14 protein-coding genes are annotated in these 18,389 nt (G+C 42.5%); 3 read left to right on the top strand and 11 right to left on the bottom strand.

The window, feature by feature from the left end:
- Positions 1-321: 321 nt before the first annotated feature.
- The 3 genes from yidD to ACWNM1_RS14845 all read right to left on the bottom strand — a co-directional run bounded on the left by yidD (position 322) and on the right by ACWNM1_RS14845 (position 3,524).
- Positions 322-585 (bottom strand): membrane protein insertion efficiency factor YidD, encoded by a 264-nt coding sequence (yidD, locus tag ACWNM1_RS14855; protein WP_449601533.1) that lies wholly within the window; start codon positions 583-585, stop codon positions 322-324.
- Between the two features lie 2 nt (positions 586-587).
- On the bottom strand, positions 588-1,049 hold the full coding sequence (locus tag ACWNM1_RS14850) for a Fur family transcriptional regulator (RefSeq protein ID WP_449601532.1): 462 nt from the start codon (positions 1,047-1,049) through the stop codon (positions 588-590).
- Positions 1,050-1,277: 228 nt separating this feature from the next.
- Positions 1,278-3,524, bottom strand: coding sequence for a stalk domain-containing protein (locus ACWNM1_RS14845; protein WP_449601531.1), 2,247 nt, complete (start codon positions 3,522-3,524; stop codon positions 1,278-1,280).
- Between the two features lie 351 nt (positions 3,525-3,875).
- Here ACWNM1_RS14845 and ACWNM1_RS14840 point away from each other — a divergent pair, with 351 nt between their 5' ends.
- Genes ACWNM1_RS14840 through ACWNM1_RS14830 form a run of 3 tightly spaced genes read left to right on the top strand, consistent with a single transcriptional unit; the run spans position 3,876 to position 8,202 of the window.
- On the top strand, positions 3,876-5,645 hold the full coding sequence (locus ACWNM1_RS14840) for a sensor histidine kinase (RefSeq protein ID WP_449601530.1): 1,770 nt from the start codon (positions 3,876-3,878) through the stop codon (positions 5,643-5,645).
- A gap of 11 nt (positions 5,646-5,656) precedes the next feature.
- On the top strand, positions 5,657-6,901 hold the full coding sequence (locus ACWNM1_RS14835; RefSeq protein WP_449601529.1) for a response regulator: 1,245 nt from the start codon (positions 5,657-5,659) through the stop codon (positions 6,899-6,901).
- A 23-nt stretch (positions 6,902-6,924) separates the two neighbouring features.
- A complete protein-coding gene (locus ACWNM1_RS14830) occupies positions 6,925-8,202 on the top strand; it encodes an ABC transporter substrate-binding protein (RefSeq protein WP_449601527.1) in 1,278 nt (425 codons plus the stop codon).
- A gap of 82 nt (positions 8,203-8,284) precedes the next feature.
- Here the strand turns inward: ACWNM1_RS14830 and ACWNM1_RS14825 are convergent, their stop codons facing one another.
- The 8 genes from ACWNM1_RS14825 to ACWNM1_RS14790 all read right to left on the bottom strand — a co-directional run bounded on the left by ACWNM1_RS14825 (position 8,285) and on the right by ACWNM1_RS14790 (position 18,295).
- Positions 8,285-9,883: an ABC transporter substrate-binding protein gene (locus tag ACWNM1_RS14825; protein ID WP_449601526.1), complete on the bottom strand. Its 1,599-nt coding sequence runs from the start codon at positions 9,881-9,883 to the stop codon at positions 8,285-8,287.
- Between the two features lie 93 nt (positions 9,884-9,976).
- Complete coding sequence (locus ACWNM1_RS14820; RefSeq protein WP_231573325.1) at positions 9,977-10,939, bottom strand: carbohydrate ABC transporter permease; 963 nt, start codon at positions 10,937-10,939, stop codon at positions 9,977-9,979.
- 15 nt (positions 10,940-10,954) lie between these two features.
- Complete coding sequence (locus tag ACWNM1_RS14815; protein WP_449601525.1) at positions 10,955-11,947, bottom strand: ABC transporter permease; 993 nt, start codon at positions 11,945-11,947, stop codon at positions 10,955-10,957.
- Between the two features lie 444 nt (positions 11,948-12,391).
- Positions 12,392-13,183, bottom strand: coding sequence for a response regulator transcription factor (locus tag ACWNM1_RS14810; protein WP_449601524.1), 792 nt, complete (start codon positions 13,181-13,183; stop codon positions 12,392-12,394).
- Positions 13,158-15,014 carry a cache domain-containing sensor histidine kinase gene (locus ACWNM1_RS14805; protein ID WP_076284461.1) on the bottom strand — a complete coding sequence of 619 codons (1,857 nt, stop codon included), beginning with the start codon at positions 15,012-15,014 and terminating at the stop codon, positions 13,158-13,160. Before ACWNM1_RS14805 ends, ACWNM1_RS14810 begins: the two co-directional genes overlap by 26 nt.
- A 29-nt stretch (positions 15,015-15,043) precedes the next feature.
- Positions 15,044-15,874: a carbohydrate ABC transporter permease gene (locus tag ACWNM1_RS14800; protein ID WP_042129876.1), complete on the bottom strand. Its 831-nt coding sequence runs from the start codon at positions 15,872-15,874 to the stop codon at positions 15,044-15,046.
- Positions 15,874-16,758: a carbohydrate ABC transporter permease gene (locus ACWNM1_RS14795; protein WP_341052551.1), complete on the bottom strand. Its 885-nt coding sequence runs from the start codon at positions 16,756-16,758 to the stop codon at positions 15,874-15,876. The genes ACWNM1_RS14800 and ACWNM1_RS14795 overlap by 1 nt, the downstream gene beginning before the upstream one ends.
- A 127-nt stretch (positions 16,759-16,885) precedes the next feature.
- The gene (locus tag ACWNM1_RS14790; protein WP_094873719.1) at positions 16,886-18,295 is read right to left on the bottom strand and encodes an extracellular solute-binding protein; all 1,410 of its coding nucleotides are present in this window, start codon (positions 18,293-18,295) and stop codon (positions 16,886-16,888) included.
- Positions 18,296-18,389: the final 94 nt, after the last annotated feature.

Here is an 18,389-nt window from a genome sequence, read left to right as displayed (position 1 = left end):
ACAAAAAACTCCCGCCCCTTTAATGGGGCGAGAGTATAACTCACGCGATACCACCCAAATTTCCTGTCTCTTCACAGAGATCAGGCTTCGCCAGTTCCCTCCCGGGAACTGTCCATTAACGCTGGAACACGCTGTTATCTTACGTGAACCTCACTTGCAGTTCCCGCTCGAACACAGTTCCTCCCGGACCATATTCAATCTAACGCTCCATACCGGCTTTCAGCTCGTTCCGGCTCTCTGTAATGGGCGTACCGATTTACTCATCCGTTCCTCGGAATTCATACTATTACCTGTGAATATACCCAATGGTAAGGGCTTATGTCAAGTCGTACGAGCAGAATCCTTCTTCGTAGGGTGTTCCTCAAGAGGCGGAACCGGATCAAGTCCTCCTGGATTGAAGGGATGGCATCTAGCAATCCGCTTGGCAGCAAGCCATGAACCTTTAAGTGGACCATGCACTTCAATAGCTTCCAGCGCATAGGCAGAGCAGGTTGGATAGAAGCGACAAGTGGCAGGCTTAATCGGGGAAATGTACTTGCGGTACACCCGAATGGGGGCCTGAATCGTTCTTCGAAGGGTCGCCATCCTTAGACCCCTTTTTTGCGATTAGCTGCTGCGATTAGTTCTTCTTCCCGGTTCTCTTCACATTCTTTGCAATAACCGAACACCTCAAATTTATGCTTGACTACCCGGAATTGATCAGGTGTATCCGTTAAATTCATCGGGCAAAAATTAATCGGGTAGGTTTTCTCGCATTGAAGGCAGATCATATGATGATGGTGATCCTGATGATTACAGCTTCCCTTGAATTTCACGCCGTCTTCAAAGACGATTTGTTCAAGTACACCAAGCTCTTCCATTACACGCAGATTGCGGTACACGGTATCAAAGCTAAGTCCGCTATACTTGCGGCCCATATGCTCATAGACATCCTTCGCTGACAAATAACCCTTATTCTCGCCGAATAACTTGGCAAGCGTTTTGCGTTGGTCGGTGATTCGCAGACCCTGCCCCGACATGACCTCTAATATTTGTTCTGTCGACAGCATACGCTCATCTCCCATAACATTTCAGTTCATTTCATTTATGCTTCACTCTCTTAATAATGCCCCAAAATAAATGCCCCGTCAATGAAACAACCAATCGTATGAGTGTTCACCAGAGTAAAATCATACATTTAAATACAAAAAGTCCGGCTGAGTATTCCTATGCGGAATATTCAGCCGGACTTTTATTTCAGGTGAATCCCAAATAACTTAAAGGATGGACCTATTTTGCTATTTTTTCGCTGGCAGCGGTGTAACCAAGAAGTTCACCGGCAAGTTACTACCAGAAGCTGCAGTGAATAAAATCTCCACGGAGCCGCCATAGTCGCCAGTACGATAAATCACACTGTTCATGTCAGCCGATGAGAGACTTCCGGATGTCGGCATGTGTACAATCTGACCATTAACCATGACAGGTCCCATGTAATTACCGCCACGTGGATTAAATGTAATCAATGAATTAGGTGCAACACGATCGAATTTGATTTTGTATAACACGCCGAAATTACCTGCATTGGATGCTTCAGTACCATTCATCGGGTCTATGCCGCTCAAATTCAAATCACTCAAATTGTCACCGAGAAGAAGTCTCGCAGGAGATGTTCCTACTTCGTCGGTAACCGTGATGATGCGTGTAGAATCAGCATAAGTTCCCCGATTATGCACCCCATCACGATCCAATATTGGAAGTGTAGGAAGTGTTGCTAGAGGATCTTTATTCGCATCAATCATCATGACATTATATTCAATAGGATAATCACTAAATAAATCCGCTTGGAGGGATACAATTTCGCCTGGTTTCATCGCGATTTTGTTTAGATCCGTAAGAATCGAGACGCTTTCTCCTGGTTGGAGGACCGTTGTCTTATAATCTTTTCTGGTCTGCATTGATTCCCAGTACCGCTGAACAGACATTTTGCCAGTACCTTCAGGGTAAGCGTTTGGACCACCAAAGCCTACATACTCTGTTGTAATTGTCGTAGGGTACAGATTGTTATTCTTAGCAATCACATACACCTTCGTTTTAATATTCATATTGTTCTTATGGTGAACCAAGAAGCGAGTTCCGCCGAATGATGTTTCTTTATACGTGATCCCTTCCGTATTCACAGTTTCTGGACTGTTACTGCGGATAAGGGTATAAGGCTCAGAAGAAAGATTATAGGCTACTTTCTGCCAAGTTGGAACCATCGATCCGTCGATGTTAAATACGCTACCTGGAGCACCGAATAATCTATAGAAATCTTCTTTACTGTACAAGATTTCATCCGAAATATTAATGGTCTTCTCAAAAGTGCTGATTGCGCCATGTGAATCTTTTACTTGAATAGCGACTTTTGCTGGGCCTGGTGTAAAGAAAGCTTCTGCTTTGTTCGTCCAAGTCACTTCAATTGGATCACCGTCTGGGTCGCTGCTTAGATCCGAATAAGTGATCATTTCACCCATCTTGTAAGAATCTTTGTCTGTCGTGAAATTAGCGACCGGAGGTGTATTTGGTTTTAGCACATTGATGGTCACAGAGTAAGGATCACTCCACTGTCCATTCGCATCCATAACGGAATAGGATACTACATAAAATCCTGGTGTATCATAGATATCTTGCTTATTTCCTTCCCAGCGTTCATCGACAATGGCCGTACCATTCGGTGAAGAGCTGGAAGTCACGAAATTCACAGGATCACCTGCATAAATTTCAGTTGGCACTGTAAAAGAAGCTTTTGGCTTCGTGTTCAACGTAAGAATTACTCGTTTTTGCACATTATCAACGGTATAAGGAATGCCTAACGCTCCAGTGATGGACGTCAAAGGAACCATGAATGTACCATTAGTTTGGTAAGCTGGACCTTTCATCGTCACATTTTTACCATTAACGGAATAAATCTTACTGTCCGTCTTAAAGCGCATTACGTCGCTTCCTTTGGTAACAATGGTCTCTTTCGTTTTATAATCGTAAATGTACTTCACACCTACGCGTTCTACCATAGCTCGGATCGAAACATATGAGACGCCATTCTTCACGGCCATTGGCTGATTAGCCAAATATTCAACGCCGTTTTGGTACATTTTGTTGCTGTTCATCATCAGTACAAGCTGATTACTGGCCGCAGCGCGAACACCATCCGTTGGTATAGGCTGTGTAGTGGTTTCAGGTGTAGCAGTAGGGATCGGTGTAGCCGTTGGTCCAGTTGTTGCCGTTGGTTCGGTTGTTGTCGCAGGTTCAGTCGTCGGTTCAGTTGTTGCCCCCGGAATTGGGGTTGGGGTTGGTGTAGGTGATACGACTCCCCCTGGTACCTCAGTTTGTAATGGTGGCAATGGGTCAGTAGCTTCTGGCATTACATCCGTCACAGATGTAGCAGCTGCTCCTACTGCATTAGTATTACCGGAGGTATTATTGACAGCTTCGGCAAAAGCCGGCACTGCCGAGGCGGCCTGAGAAATGGCCAAAACAGCAACTAACGTTAATTTCTTTAAATCCATGATATGACTCCTCTGCTCCTATTTGTAAATATAAGTAGGTCTCTGTCTTTTTCATACTCCTCTTATATTCCCCGCAAAAACGCAACCGCTCTCAGCGGAGCGGAAGAATTGCTTTTTGCCACGTTCGTTATAACAAAACATAGTATTAGACGCATGCGACCGCAAAAAGTTTCATTTTAAAGTAAAGAAAGATTAACCCAGTATTAAAACAAGCAAAGACAACCTTTCATCCGCTACCCGAAAAATATGAGATTATCCATATAAATATGTGTATTTTACGGCAAGGTATATTCGCTTTCATTTGCTTTTGTTACAATGTATGGAAGAATATCTTTTCATGCGGGTGATGACATGTCCAAGAAAATCTCCATCCTCGTTCAATTAATCATAGGTTTCTCACTAATCATCTTCACTATCGTAGCTTTTACAATTTTTTTATCCTACCGTTCGTCATCCCAAGCTGTTCTTAACCGGTCGAACCAATATATTCTGGAATCCGTCAAACAGCTTCAAGGTAAAATGGACGCTATTCTTCAAGATAACGACAAACTCTCATCTACGATTATGTTCAGTCCCTCGATTCAAGAAACACTGGGAGACTTAGCAAAATCCCGCACCCCTCATACAGACGCTATGGATATCACCCGCTACATCGATCAACAGACACGTTCCATCAACTATGATATCCAGTTCAAGCTGCTCGGTCTTTCAGATAATCAGGTATATACCAATAGCAGTTCCTTAAAAGTAATCTGGGACAGTGAGAGGGAAATCCGCAGCGCCTATTGGTTTCCGGCTATCGCTCAGAATAATGGCCGTATGGTCTGGTTTGGTGCAGATGTATGGCAGAACGGTACGATCCCTGTGGTCATGGGAGCTAGGCAAATTAATGATTGGAATGACTTAAATCGGTTGGGAACCCTATTTCTTGTCCTACCTGTGGAGGTTATCCATAACGCTGTCAGCCAATTTCATCTTGGCAAGAATGAAAAAATCCAAATGGTTGATTCCTTCAACACCATTGTTTATTCCACCGATCCAGATGAGATAGGTTTGTATATGGATGATAGAATTTTAAGTCAATTCAGTAATCATAAAGCACGAATCATCCCAAATACCATAAACTCCCGCAATATGTTCGTATCCTACGCTTATTCCCCCTACAGCGAGTGGAGCATTTTTGCTTACATTGATTCTAAAGAAGCTGTTAAAGATTTAAATGGCATTCGCAGAAATATTATTTTAATTGGCCTGCTCGGGATGGCCGCAGCGTTATTATTCACCTTCTTTTTCTCGTGGACACTGTCTAAGCCACTTCGTAATCTCGCAACCAAGCTAAGCAACGTTGAACGCGGAACCACGCTACCGTTTGTAAAAACAACCATGAATAAAGAAATGGCTATCCTATACTCAAGCTATAACTCCATGCTTCAAAACCTAGACCATACGATTACTGACCTCTCAAGCAAACAAATCAGTGAAAAACAAGCTCAGATCGTAGCTCTTAAAGCACAGTTTCGCCCTCATTTTCTCTACAATACATTGAACACCATCTATTGGTCACTGGCTAATAAACATATGCGAGAAGAGTCACAAATGGTTATTGCACTAAGCGATTTGCTTAGATACAGCATTGATCGTGGATCGGAATTTGTTACGGTTGAGGAAGATTTACAACAACTAGAAAGGTTCATTTACCTGCAAAAACTACGCTACGAGGACACACTACAGGTTGATCTGCACGTGAATCCTGAGGTCATGAATAGGCAGCTCATGAAGCTAACCCTTCAGCCCCTTGTAGAGAATGCTATCACGCATGGACTTGAACCTACACTACGCGAAGTATGGCTTATACGTATTCGGGCCTATAGTGAAGGCAACTCACTTGTGCTAACAGTAGAAGATAACGGAGAAGGCATGAGCGAGGCAAGAATGGCTGAGGCCTTAATCAGCGGCGAGGTTAATCCGGAGAAGCTGCTCCACACGGGTATCGGTCTCTCCAATCTGAATCATCGTATAGAACTAATCTATGGACATGGATTTGGCCTTCATTTATCAACCAGCGAGCTCGGAGGCTTACTCGTAAAAGTCACTGTTCCATTACAGTTCGATCAAGGGTAGGGGGCGAAGTGATGAAAGTGTTAATTGTTGACGACGAAAGTTTTGTCCGACGGTCTCTGTCAGAAATGCTGGGAAGTGCAAACCATAATTTTAGCATCATTGGTTCAGTAGAGAACGGATTAGAAGCGATACAACTGTTAAAAGAGCAGGCAATTGACCTTGTAATATCAGACATACGTATGCCTGGCATGGATGGACTCGAGCTTTCTAAGCATATCCATGAATGTTACCCTGACACCGAGACGATACTGCTCACTGGTTATCAGGATTTCTCCTATGCCAGCCAAGCCATAAGGTACGGTGTACGAGAATATCTGGTCAAGCCAAATTCAGTTGAAAATATCCTCGAAGTCGTAACAAGTGTGTATGAACGTCTGGAATTGAAGAAGCAACACAGGCAAGTTTCGCAGCTGCGAGAAAAGAATCTTCGGGAGAAACGCCTTTCTGATTTACTTTATGGCATTCCATTACCCTACTTTGAAGAACAGCTCATACCTCCCTTTCATTCTTTTGTCATCATTACTGTAAATCACCTAGGTGATGTTATGCCACAGTACTGGTCTGAACAAGCGATGTATGCAGCCGTAATCAATATATTAGAAGAGTGTTTTTCGCTTTACGCTAATGTTGTCGGCATTCAAGAGGAGCAAGAAGCGATAATCATGTTGTTTTATCCCCATGAACAATCCGAAAGAATCGATGAGGCGCTAACTCAGGAAATGATGATTAAGCTGTCTAGCCTCTTGAAATCGCCTTTCAGCGCCGGTGTCTCCAACCCTCACTATGATCTTGGAGCCCTCGCAACAGCTTATCATGAGAGCATGCAGGCATGCCAACAGCTCAAAAAGGATAGTACCCGACCCGTTATCTATTATAGTGATGTATCCATGTGCTCAGCTTCTCCTCAGCTTACGGAACAACTACAGGTGAAGGCTACTCGTAGGGTAATCTCTATGATGATTGAGGCTATGAATTCGCGACTCCAAGAGAACCTCTCTCTCAAAATAATTGCAGATGAATTATACATGAATCCAACCTATCTGGGCCGTCTGTTCAAAGACGATGTAGGAGAATGCTTCTCTAGTTTTCTTACCAAGCTTCGTATCAAAAAAGCGGTAGAGCTGCTAAATAATGTTACGCTCAAAGTTTACGAAGTTAGCGAATTAGTTGGCTTTAAAGATCCTGCGTACTTCAGCCTCATATTCAAGAAATACATGGGTATGACTCCTCAGGAATTTCAGAAGCACAACAAATAAAGACGAGGTGTGTTCTCTTGCATGTGAATGCTAAGTTGTTGACTATCCTGTTAAGCTTTGGATTGCTGCTTCATACAAGCGGTTGCCAGATCTCTCCTTCTAGGGAAGATATCGACCTTCAAGACCCGATCCAGCTGAACATCTGGCTTACGGCTGGATCGGGTCTTGAGCCGCTTATAGCAGAGTATCAATTGCAGCATCCCGAGCTAGAAATCCATATTCAGACCTCAACCTCCACGCAGCTTCCCGCCAAGCTGCAAACTTCATTCGCAGCAGGATATAGTTCCCCTGATGTGGCGGCTATTGATATTAGCTATTTGGATCGTTTCAAGCAGTTCCCCGATTATTTTTATAATCTAACAACATTTGGAGCGAATGATCTAAAGAATCAATTTCTGAGTTGGAAATGGCAGGAGGTGCTCGGTAATGATTTTATCTTCGGATTACCGACTGATATTGGTCCCTATGCTATGTTGTATCGGACTGACATCTTCGCGTTATCTGGACTCCCTACCAAACCTGAAGAAGTAGCAAAGCGAATTCAAACTTGGGACCAATTCCTCAAGGTCGGCACTAGAGTCCATGAGGCAACAGGCAAAGCCTTTGTCAATGACTTAGAGAATCTTTATCTAACCCTTTTGCGTCAGTCCAAGCTTCAATATTACAGCCCCACTTCCCAAGAGCTGATCATAGGAAATAATCCAGCAGTAAAAGGGGCCTGGGACTTTGCAATTCAAGCTTTGAAGCTGAATCTATCCGCAGGTATTGCTGTAGATACACAGCGCTGGGGCGCAGGTCTGCTAAACGGCGACTTTGCAGTGATGCTCTGTCCGGCTTGGATGATTGATCATATCAAGAGTAGTGCTCCAACAGCCAGCGGATTATGGAATGTAACGACCATCCCAGGAAATAGCGCTAATCGAGGAGGTTCCGTCCTTACCTTGCCTAGAACAGGCAGTCATCCAGAGGAGTCATTCGCGCTTATCAAATGGTTAACCGAGCCCACACAACAGCTAATTTCATTTAAGTCAGAAGGGGCATTTCCCTCCACGCCCGAAATTTATGACGATCCCGAGATCCATAACCTGTCCGATCCTTATTTTCCTAATTCTGAGGTTGGACGTGTCCTCTCTACAGCAGCACAAGAAGTAATTCCCACCTACTACGGTCCGCACCACGCCGATGTAGAAACAAATATGATCGAGTATTTAACCAAAGCCGAGCAAGGTAAGCTAGATCCTGAGCAGGCTTGGTCACTTGCCATTCAGGTAGCGCAAAAAATAGATACTTCTTTCCGCTAACCTATTCACCAAGCGTACAACAAAGGCTATCCCCAGCGCATTAATCATGCCGGGGATAGCCTTTTAGTTTCATTTAAAGTATTTATTTTTGAGCAGCCAAGAAAACATCTAGTTGTTTTTGTTTCTCTGCAATAATCTTATCAAGTCCGGCTTTCTTCAGCTTGTCGGCGTACTTAGTCAATACGGTATCGGGATCAACAGAACCCGTATCCAAACTGATGTCGTATTCATCCATTACAGCTTTACAAGCTGCCATTTCAGTCTTCATAGAGGATGCGTCGAAATTAAAACCGAGCGCAACAGAAGCTTTACCTTTAGAGTTGAAGGCTTTGAATTGCTCCCATTTGTCCGGAGCTTCACTTTCCCATACAGGATTCAGGAATTGGCTTCCAAGCATCCAGGCAGCAGCGGTATTATAGTCACCCGTTTTGTCAGTAGCTTTAATCGTATCACCGCTAACGACATCATAATGGACACCTTTTACACCAAATACGAGCAGATTATTGATTTCTTTATCCGTGTGCAAAAGATCTAATACCATCATGGCACGAGCTGGATCACCCGAGGAAGCGGAGATCGCTAACATTGATCCTGCTGCATCACTAGTAGAAATCGTCGGTTCGTTAAAAGCAATTTGTTTCAGTTTTCCGACCAAACCTGTAGCATTAGCCAATTCACTATCTTTACCAGGTTTAAGTGATTGTACTGTCATAAAGACATTACCGGCCTTCATTGCATCTTGTGTAGAATTTGTAGCCACGGCCGCATCTTTGTTTATATAACCTTTCTTCATATATTCACGAGTAAGCTTGATGATTTCTTTATAACGGTCCAGTTCAATCATGGATTGAATTTTAGTATCCGATGAATCCTTAAGCAGAACGCCCGGAATTGAAGCATCACCAAGCGTGTCGTACTGCGCCATGTACTGGGAGTTAAAGGTCTCTCCTTGTTTGAAGTACAGTGGGGTTAGGTCTGGTCTCTTCTCCTTTACGACTTTGAGCACGGCATCCAAGTCTTGAATGGTCTTTACATTCGTCATATCAATACCCAGTTCATCAGCAATATCGGAGCGATAAACGATCCCACCTTGTGCTGCTAGCTCCTTATTCGTAGGAACGGCATAATTCACACCATTGATCGCAGAACCTTTTAAGAATTGCGGGTCGAGATTTTTAAGAATCCCTTGGCCATATTCATTCAATAGATTACCGTACTTGCCGTTATCATCATTAAGTGGGAGGTAAGCACCTTTAGCTGAATTGGTTACATAATTTTTCCATTGGGCTGTAAAAATAATATCGAATTTCTCCTGACTGGCAATCTTCAGATTAACATCATTGTCCCATGGACCCCAGTCGATCGGTGCGATATCCAATTTGGCGTTAATTTTAGGTTCCAGAAGCTTATTGATAGCGTCTTCTACAACCTGCTCATCCTTTTGAACGGCACCGACATAGATTAACTTAACAGTATAAGGATCTAATTTCTTCTCCGGTTCAGCTGTAGGATCTGCAGCGGGCTCATCTGTTGCCGCAGCATTGGTAGCGATTGCATTTTCACTTGGCGCTGGTGAGGCTCCTTCATTATTACCGTTATTCCCTCCGCATCCAGCTAAGCTAAGACTGAGTACTACGATAAGCATCAGCGTTAAAAGTGTGCTTGTTCGAATAGCCTTCATGTACACCATAACCTCCCTCAAAATATTTATATATGCTGAATCGGACGTTCACACACTTGCTTGGAACGCCGAATTAAGCCATTCCAATCCTCATTAGCCTTTAACAGCACCAACGGTAAGTCCTTTGATAAAATACTTTTGGAAGAAGGAGTAAACGAATACGATAGGACCGATCCCAATAACAGCCATTGCCATTCTTACTGTCTCTGTCGGCAGATTGATTTCTACACCTTGAGCAGCTAAGGCAGCCATCGCTTGAGGGCTTGCAGTCAGGAACTGAACGTTCAACATCGTCTTATACATTAGATACTGCAGATTGACATGCCCTTCGGGTGAAATAAAGATCAAGCTTAGATACCAGTCATTCCAATACGCCAAGGTTTGAAATAATCCCACTGTAGCTAGCACCGGTAACGATAAAGGCAGAATGATTTGAACGAAGATCCGAAACTCCGGTGCCCCGTCGATTTTAGCAGACTCAACCAGTGCCGGCGGGATTGTGTTTGCAAAAAAGGTTCGTAAAATGATGACAAAGAATGCTGAAACCAGCAGTGGCATAATCAGAATCCATAGCGTATCTTTCAAATGCATCATTTGAGTATAAACTAGATACCAAGGCACTAGGCCTCCATTAAACAGCAGTGTAAAAAACATAAAGAACGAAAAGAAATTACGATGTGGAAAATCTCCACGCGAGATAGGATAGGCATACATTGCCATAATTACGAGACTCAGAATCGTTCCAACCACCGTCACAAATAAGGAAACGGCAGCCGCATCTATGATTTGCCAATAATCTTTTAACAGAAATTCATATGACGAGATATCCCACTTGTTCGGGAAAAAGCTGTAGCCGTGCTGTACAACCGATTGTTCATCTGAGAACGATACGATAATCACGAGGATCAGTGGGACCACACAAATCGCCGTATAGATCCAGAAGAATATATTAATTAACAAATTGGAGATATTAGAAATTTCATTGGGTTGTCTTTGCCGTTTAGCTCTCTTTCCTGTACGACCCGACGGCCCGATTGCAGTTTCTGTCTGGCTCAACACGCCCACCTCCCTCTAAAATAACGCATCATCTTTACTTATTCGTCGTACTGCTAGATTTGCTAAGAATATCAGTAGAAATCCTACAACAGATTGAACGAGACCCGCGGCAGAGGACATCCCAATATCACCAATCGCCAGGAAGGTCTGATATACATAGGTGTCGATAACTTGCGTAGTGGAGTATAATGCTCCTGCGTTTCTAGTCACCTGAAAGAACAATCCGAAGTCTGCGTTGAAAATCCTACCAATCTGCAGTAGCGTCATTACGATGATAACCGGACTGATCAGCGGCAGCGTGATTTTACGAATCTGCTTCCATTTAGAAGCACCGTCAATCAGCGCAGCCTCATAATATTCGTGATCTATGCCGATGATCGCGGCCATATAAATGACCGTCGTATAACCAATCTCTTTCCACAGCTTTACGATTACTAGAATCCCCGGCCAATATTGCGACTGCGAATACCATTCAATTGGATCAACCCCAAAGAACGGAAGTAGTGTCTTGTTCATGAACCCGTGCTCAGCGCTTAGAAAGCCGTATACTAAATAACTGACGACGACCCATGAGAGAAAATATGGGAGAAACATCGCACTCTGATGGAATTTCGATAGCCATCTGCTGCGCATTTCGTTAAACATAATCGCAAAAGCCAGTGAAAAAAATAGTGTAAGTACAATAAACGCAGTGTTGTACAATAGGGTATTTCTTGTAATGATCCACGCCGTCTCTGTCGAGAATAAATATTTGAAGTTCGAGAACCCGACCCAATCACTGCCTAGAATGCCCTTCTGGTAATTGATATCCTTAAAAGCAATTACCGTCCCTAACATCGGTATGTAGTTATTGATGATCAGAATAATAATGGCTGGGAGCATCATCAAATAGAACACCCAATATTTCTTCATCACTCTCAGAAAATTCGGCACTCTCCCCCTGCCGCGTTTTTCTACTTCTGATAAGCTGACGGAAGGATTCGTCACACTCATGTTCTGTTCCCCCATTTCCCCATCATCCTAATCTAGAGCCTTTTTCACGCTTGCTTGGCTATCGCCTTGCACTTCCTTCTTACACTCTAATTAAAACATATGATAAATTTTGGGAGTATAGGGAGCATATTATATTTCTATAAAAAAAGAGATGATTATCCTCAATAACTAAGGATAATCATCTCTACTGTTTAAAATCATCTAATTAATTACAGCTTATGTACCTTTATCACAGCCGTAGGCTGGTCGATAATCCATTCACTCCCCTAAGGAGTCCCCACATCCGAAGGAGTGGGGCGACTCCATACCCACAACGAAGTGTGGTGAGGAAGAAGGAACGGAGAGGAAGTTTGGAACTGTAGGAGCGGAGCGTTCGCCTTTATCATTGGATTTCAACCGCGATCAGCGGCTTCCAATCAAGAAATCCAATGATAACAGCGACCGGAAGTCCAAATATCCTCAGAGTGACGCCGACCTCACAGCGTTTCGGTCACGATACTCCTTAGGAGACATCCCTGTCTGCTTCTGAAACACCTTCGTGAAATAACGTCGTTCCTGATAACCCACTCCGGAACCAATCACCGTAATGCTCTTATCGCTGTTAGTAAGCATAAACTTGGCAGCTTCAATTCGTTGTTGTGTTACATATTCCACGAAAGTCATTGCAAAACGGTTCTTAAACAATAGGCAGAAGTAACTGCCACTAATGCCGATCTTATTCGCCACTTCCTCAATCCCGATATCTGAATGAAGATGTTCAGTGATGTATTGAGCGGCCAAGTTCATTAGCTGATCCGGCGTTTTTTTGCCATTGTCAACTTCAGGAATCTCCTGAAATAGAGGGATGCTATTATACAGTTTATTTTTAAACTGTTTACTACGGATATTAGCACCGATCTCACGTATCTTATTACCAAGTTCCTCATAATGAATCGGCTTACAAATGTATTCTTTGACCCCAAGCCGGATCGCTTCCCGTGCATAGTCAAACTCCTGATACCCGGTAAGAAGTAATACCTCGCTATCCAATCCCATTTCCCGCAACTTTCCTACAAATGTTAACCCATCCATTACTGGCATGCGAATATCACTTAACACTAGATCGGGCCGCTCCTCTTCAGCAATGCGCAAGGCGTCCATACCGCTTCGCGCCATACCGACGACTTCCATCCCCATCTCCTGCCATGGCAACACTTTGTTTAGATTATTCAGAATTGGGGCTTCGTCATCTACCAATAATACTTTTAGCATAATGATCTTCCCCCTGCTCGTATTTAGGTATGACACATTGAATAATAGTACCATATCCTGGACTGGAACAAATAAATATTCCATATCTGTCACCATATTCAATGCGGATGCGATCTGCTACACTGCGAATGCCAAGGCCTCTACGTTCAAGATTCATCCGGTTTTCCCGTTCAACTTCAACCTCTTGCTCCACAGGATCATTCACAATATATTGGAAAATAGACAACTGAGATGGTGTAATTCCAATACCGTTATCTTCAATTCGTAAAATTAAGTCCCCTTGCTTCTCCCAAACTTTCACAGAAACTTGACCTTTGTAATCAATACCCTCAAATCCATGCTGAATGCTATTCTCTACAAGCGGTTGCAAAGTAAGCTTTAAAATGCCGCAACTCATCAATTCTTGTGGGATATCAATATCGTATTCAAATAAATCCTCAAATCTAAATTTTTGAATATCCAAATAATTGCGTAGATGTTTAATCTCTTCATCCAGTGTAATTTCTTCTCGATCCTGAATGCTAATACGTAAAATACTTGCCAGTCGGTAGACCATCTCACTGACTTTCTTGCCTTCATTCTGTATAGCCAGAACATTTATCGACTCTAACGTATTGAATAAAAAATGCGGTTTAATCTGAGCCTGTAGAACACGCATCTCGGCTTGATTCTTGCGACGCTGTTCCAAATGGATTCTGTTAAACAATCGGTTAATTTTATCCATAAGATCATTAAAGCCCTTACCAAGAAGCGTTAACTCATCATTCCCCTTCACTTCTACCCGCGAAGTTAGATCTCCATCCTCAACACGTCGCATAAAACGAACAATTACGGCTATTGCACCAGTAATGCGATTCATAAAGAATAGATTGAAGATCACCGCTGCCAAAAAGCAAAGGAAGATAACCCCAACAAACCAGCGTGCAAATACTGTAACTTCTCGAGATAAAGAGTCCCATGAGGTTACAGACACTAGACTCCAAGGATAATCTTTCAAATGATACATGGAGAGAATACTCTTCTCCCCGTTATACTCTGTTTTAAAGCTCTGAAACCCTTTTTTGAAGGTAATCTCTTTATTCGCGAATGACTGAATATCCTGCCCATCCAGCTTTTGATCTGGGTCAAATAGAATCATTCCGTCATCATTTACTAGCATAAACGAAACATCCTGATTGCTATCCCCAATTTTTAAATTGCGAAATATCGATTCGAGCTCCCAATTTTTGATCTGTACAACAAGGATACCTATGTTCTGAAAGAAGCTCAGTTCCTTCACGAGTCGAATTTGTGTAAACACAGGTTCAGTTCCTGTAAGCTCGGGATACTCATGAGGAGCCAGCCATTTCGGCACGCCATTCAAATCCATTACTTCCTGGTACAAATCACTTTTTTTGAAAGTATCATAGGGTAGCGTTCGGAAATTTTCCTTATTAAAAAGCGACACGATTTCAGAGTTACCTCTACCGTTAAAATTGTATAAAAAAGCATAGCTAATCGATGGATGGTTAAACAACAGACTACGGAAATTGCGCTGGCTTGCATTCAAATTGAGTTGCTCAGCATCAGTCAAATCTTGATTAGAAGGATCTTCTGCGCTAAGTGCCATATGAAAAACCGAGGTAGCAATTCCGTTGTCTGTAACGTTATCCATATCTTTTAACACATTTGAAATACTGTAACTAATTGCTTTGAGTGAGTATTCCGACTGTTGACTGTACTTCTTCTCAATAGAGTTATAAGTCACGAAAAACATAAGCATGCCTAGAATAAATAAGGGAATGATTATCAGGCCCAAAAATGCCGTAAATAATTTATAGCGCAAATTCATCGGCTAGTGCTCCTGACTGAGAAAAAAAGTTATCCTTTTACGCCACCCGCTGTTACACCTTCAATAATTTTTTCCTGTAAAATCGCATAAATCACAATTACTGGCAGAACGCTGAAGACGATACCCGCTGACATTTGTGCATAGTTCATCTGATATTGATCACGGAATTGAACCATACCCACTGGGAGCGTACGTAGTTCATCATTTGATAGGAAGTAGTTTGCCAGCAAGAATTCGTTCCAATTGCCCAGGAAATTAACAATGAATACAGTAACCATGGCAGGTACGGTTAGAGGTACAATAATTTTAGCAAAGATACCTGGTGCCTTCAACCCATCCATGACCGCTGCCTCTTCAATTTCTCTAGGCAACGAACGCATAAATGCAGCCAAAATTATTATCGTAAACGGAATTGCATTCGCGATATAAGGGATAATCAATGCCCAGTGCGTATTCAGAATCCCCATCTTACGTACAATCGTATAAATAGGAAGCATCAATGCGTTGTTCGGAATGAGCATTCCCACCATAACTAAGGTGAACAAAATCGTATTCCATTTGCCTTGGCGCATCCGAGTAACCGCAAAAGCAAACATAGACGCTAGAATGATAGATACTACAGAAGCCAATATGGAAATGTACAAACTGTTAAAAAAGTAGGTGCTGATCTTGGCATTTACCCAAGCTTCAACGTAGTTATTGAAGACGAACTCCTTTGGAATCCCAAAAGGGTTAAGTGCTATTGCATTGTTATCCTTTTTCACAGAGGAGAATAACACGAACAGGAAAGGAAATAGAATAACTAGTAGATAGGACAATAGTGCGACGTGTGGCAGACTTTTTTTCAGGGCGCGTGGCATCAGTATTCAATCCTTTCTGTACGTCGGGCTATCAGCAGCTGATAAACAGCTGTAACCACCAATGTAAATACAAAGATCAGGACTGCAATGGCATTACCGTACCCGTACTTAAAGTTAGTGATAGCATATTTAATCATGTAAGTTGCCATTACATCGGTTGAACCAGCAGGTCCACCCTTAGTCATTACAATGACGATATCCGCCGCTTTCATTGCTCCAGCAATGGACAACATGATTACAACAGAAATGATCGGAACAATTAAAGGAAGCGTGATGCGTGTAGCACGTTGGAATCCAGTTGCGCCATCAATGGCAGCTGCTTCATCCAATTCACCTGGTATCGACAGAATAGCTGCAAGTACCATTACAATGTAGAATCCGGTCCATTGCCAAGCATTCGTGATCAGGATGGATAACATTGCGAATCTTTCATCCGACAGCCAGTAAAGTGGATCAATACCAACTAAGCCTAGAACCTTATTTAAAAGTCCAATGTTGGGCTCATAAATGAAGCCCCATAGAATACCGATAACTGCTGTAGACATAATAGAAGGCATGAAGACCGCTGTCTTATACAAGCCTTTTAGCTTCTTTACATTCGATATCAATAACGAGAAGAATATGATTAACGGTACCTGTACAAAACAGGAGAAAAGAATGAAGAAACCGTTATTTTTGACAGATATCCAGAATCGTTCGTCTCCTAATGCCTTCTCAAAATTACTGATTCCGGCAGACTTGACTGTGTCAGATACCCCATTCCAGCTAGTAAAGCTGTAATAGATTGAACTAAAGATGGGATAGATGAAGAACATCGTGAACAAGATCAGTGCTGGAAGAATAAAAAGGAAAAATACCAATGGATTTCTTAGTGCTTTATTCATGACTACCTCCGGTTGCTTTGACATCTGGCGAACAATGAATGTTTTAGAGCTTTGCAAACACATAATTTCTTTGAGTTTAAAAATGTACCCTGGTTCTGGCACCAGGGTACATTCAATTTGCAGCTACTTATTCAACTGCTGCGTTTGCTTCTTCTTGTACCTTCTGTAAAGCTTCGCCCATTTTCTCTGGAGTTGTCTGACCACCAATTAGCTTTTGAATTTGAATGTTACTGATTTCTGTAGTTACATCAGCTTGAACAAGGGAGTCAAATGCTGGGAACGAAGATTGTGAGTTATTAAGTACACCTACGATTTCGCTCATCAGATCATCCGTAATATTTTCATTCAGCACGTTTTGATCAATTTTCATTGCTGGCAGTACGCCATCTTCAACAAGACCACGTAATTGCATTTCTTCGTTAAACAAGTTTTTGATGAAAGATTTCACAGCAGCCAATTGACGTGGATCTTTCTCAGCAGAAGCAGAGAAGCCGTAGCCATTGTTTACATCGCGCATCAGTGCAGTTTGGTCGCCTACGCCACCATCAACTGGAGGAATATTGAAGAATCCAACTTTACCGATCAAACCTTCGCCAGATTGTCCTTCTTTAAATACGGAAGATTTCCAAGTACCATCATACAAGAGGATTGCTTCACTACTAGTGAATTGTGTTGTATATTCAGCATACTCGAAACCAAGTTCGCCTTTTTTGAAGTATCCTTTGTCAACCCATTCTTTGTACTTCGCAAAACCTTTTACAACGTTTGGATCAGTCCATTTAGCTTCACCTGTTGCAAACTTAGCAGTTACATCTGGACCTGCATAACGTGACCACAAGTGGTTAGCTAGCATAAGTGGTACCCAACCAGCCTTAGATGCACCAGCCAAAGGTACTTTTCCGTCAGCCTTGATGTCAGCCAATTGTTGTTCCAATTCAGCAAATGTTGTTGGAGCTTTCCAACCCTTGCTATTGTAGTATTCTTTGTTGTAGAAGAAACCTTCACCAGATCCACCGATAGGCAATCCGTAAATTTTTCCTTCATAAGTGAAAGGATCAAGATTTGAGAATTTATCCTTAATTCCAAGTTCTTCTAGGATTGGAGTCAGATCGAGTAATTTACCTTCTTTAGCATAGATCTTAGAGTCAGGGCTTCCGAAAAGATCGAAGATCTCTGGTGGATTACCTGCAGCCATTTCACCACGTAATTTTTCTTTACGGTTTACATCTGAATCTACTCCATCAAGCTTAAAGGTAAGACCCGGTACATCGCCTTCTACCTTTTTCACTACTTCTTGCAGAATAGCTAAACGTTTCTGTTTGTCGGCACCGATTTGAGTGTGACGAATCGTCATTTCGAACGGCTCGCTACTAACCGGTTCTTCTGTTGCTGGAGCATTTGTAGCATCCGCTGAATTCGTCGCGGTAGCGTTTCCATCTCCTTTGTTAGAAGATGCATTGTTGTTGCTTCCGCAACCTGCCAGTAAAGCTGATGATACAAAAATCAGGGACAATAGCAAAGTCATACCTTTTTTCATTTCTTGTGACCCCCCATATAATGTTGTGCTTTACACTTCTTATTATAGAAAACAGATTCCATTCTCGTAAGGTTAAGATTCATCCACTATAGGG

The sequence above is a fragment of the Paenibacillus sp. Marseille-Q9583 genome, from assembly GCF_976954365.1.
Note: the sequence above shows the minus strand (reverse complement) of the source record. Positions and strands in the feature narration are given on the sequence as shown.

Excerpts from the sequence above, each read along its gene's own strand:
- ACWNM1_RS14795 (WP_341052551.1), bottom strand. The coding sequence starts at position 16,758 with ATGAATAAAGCACTAAGAAATCCATTGGTATTTTTCCTTTTTATTCTT.
- ACWNM1_RS14825 (WP_449601526.1), bottom strand. The coding sequence starts at position 9,883 with ATGAAGGCTATTCGAACAAGCACACTTTTAACGCTGATGCTTATCGTA.
- ACWNM1_RS14845 (WP_449601531.1), bottom strand. The coding sequence starts at position 3,524 with ATGGATTTAAAGAAATTAACGTTAGTTGCTGTTTTGGCCATTTCTCAG.
- ACWNM1_RS14790 (WP_094873719.1), bottom strand. The coding sequence starts at position 18,295 with ATGAAAAAAGGTATGACTTTGCTATTGTCCCTGATTTTTGTATCATCA.
- ACWNM1_RS14810 (WP_449601524.1), bottom strand. The coding sequence starts at position 13,183 with ATGCTAAAAGTATTATTGGTAGATGACGAAGCCCCAATTCTGAATAAT.
- ACWNM1_RS14840 (WP_449601530.1), top strand. The coding sequence starts at position 3,876 with ATGTCCAAGAAAATCTCCATCCTCGTTCAATTAATCATAGGTTTCTCA.
- ACWNM1_RS14800 (WP_042129876.1), bottom strand. The coding sequence starts at position 15,874 with ATGCCACGCGCCCTGAAAAAAAGTCTGCCACACGTCGCACTATTGTCC.
- ACWNM1_RS14835 (WP_449601529.1), top strand. The coding sequence starts at position 5,657 with ATGAAAGTGTTAATTGTTGACGACGAAAGTTTTGTCCGACGGTCTCTG.
- yidD (WP_449601533.1), bottom strand. The coding sequence starts at position 585 with ATGGCGACCCTTCGAAGAACGATTCAGGCCCCCATTCGGGTGTACCGC.
- ACWNM1_RS14850 (WP_449601532.1), bottom strand. The coding sequence starts at position 1,049 with ATGCTGTCGACAGAACAAATATTAGAGGTCATGTCGGGGCAGGGTCTG.
- ACWNM1_RS14815 (WP_449601525.1), bottom strand. The coding sequence starts at position 11,947 with ATGGGGGAACAGAACATGAGTGTGACGAATCCTTCCGTCAGCTTATCA.
- ACWNM1_RS14805 (WP_076284461.1), bottom strand. The coding sequence starts at position 15,014 with ATGAATTTGCGCTATAAATTATTTACGGCATTTTTGGGCCTGATAATC.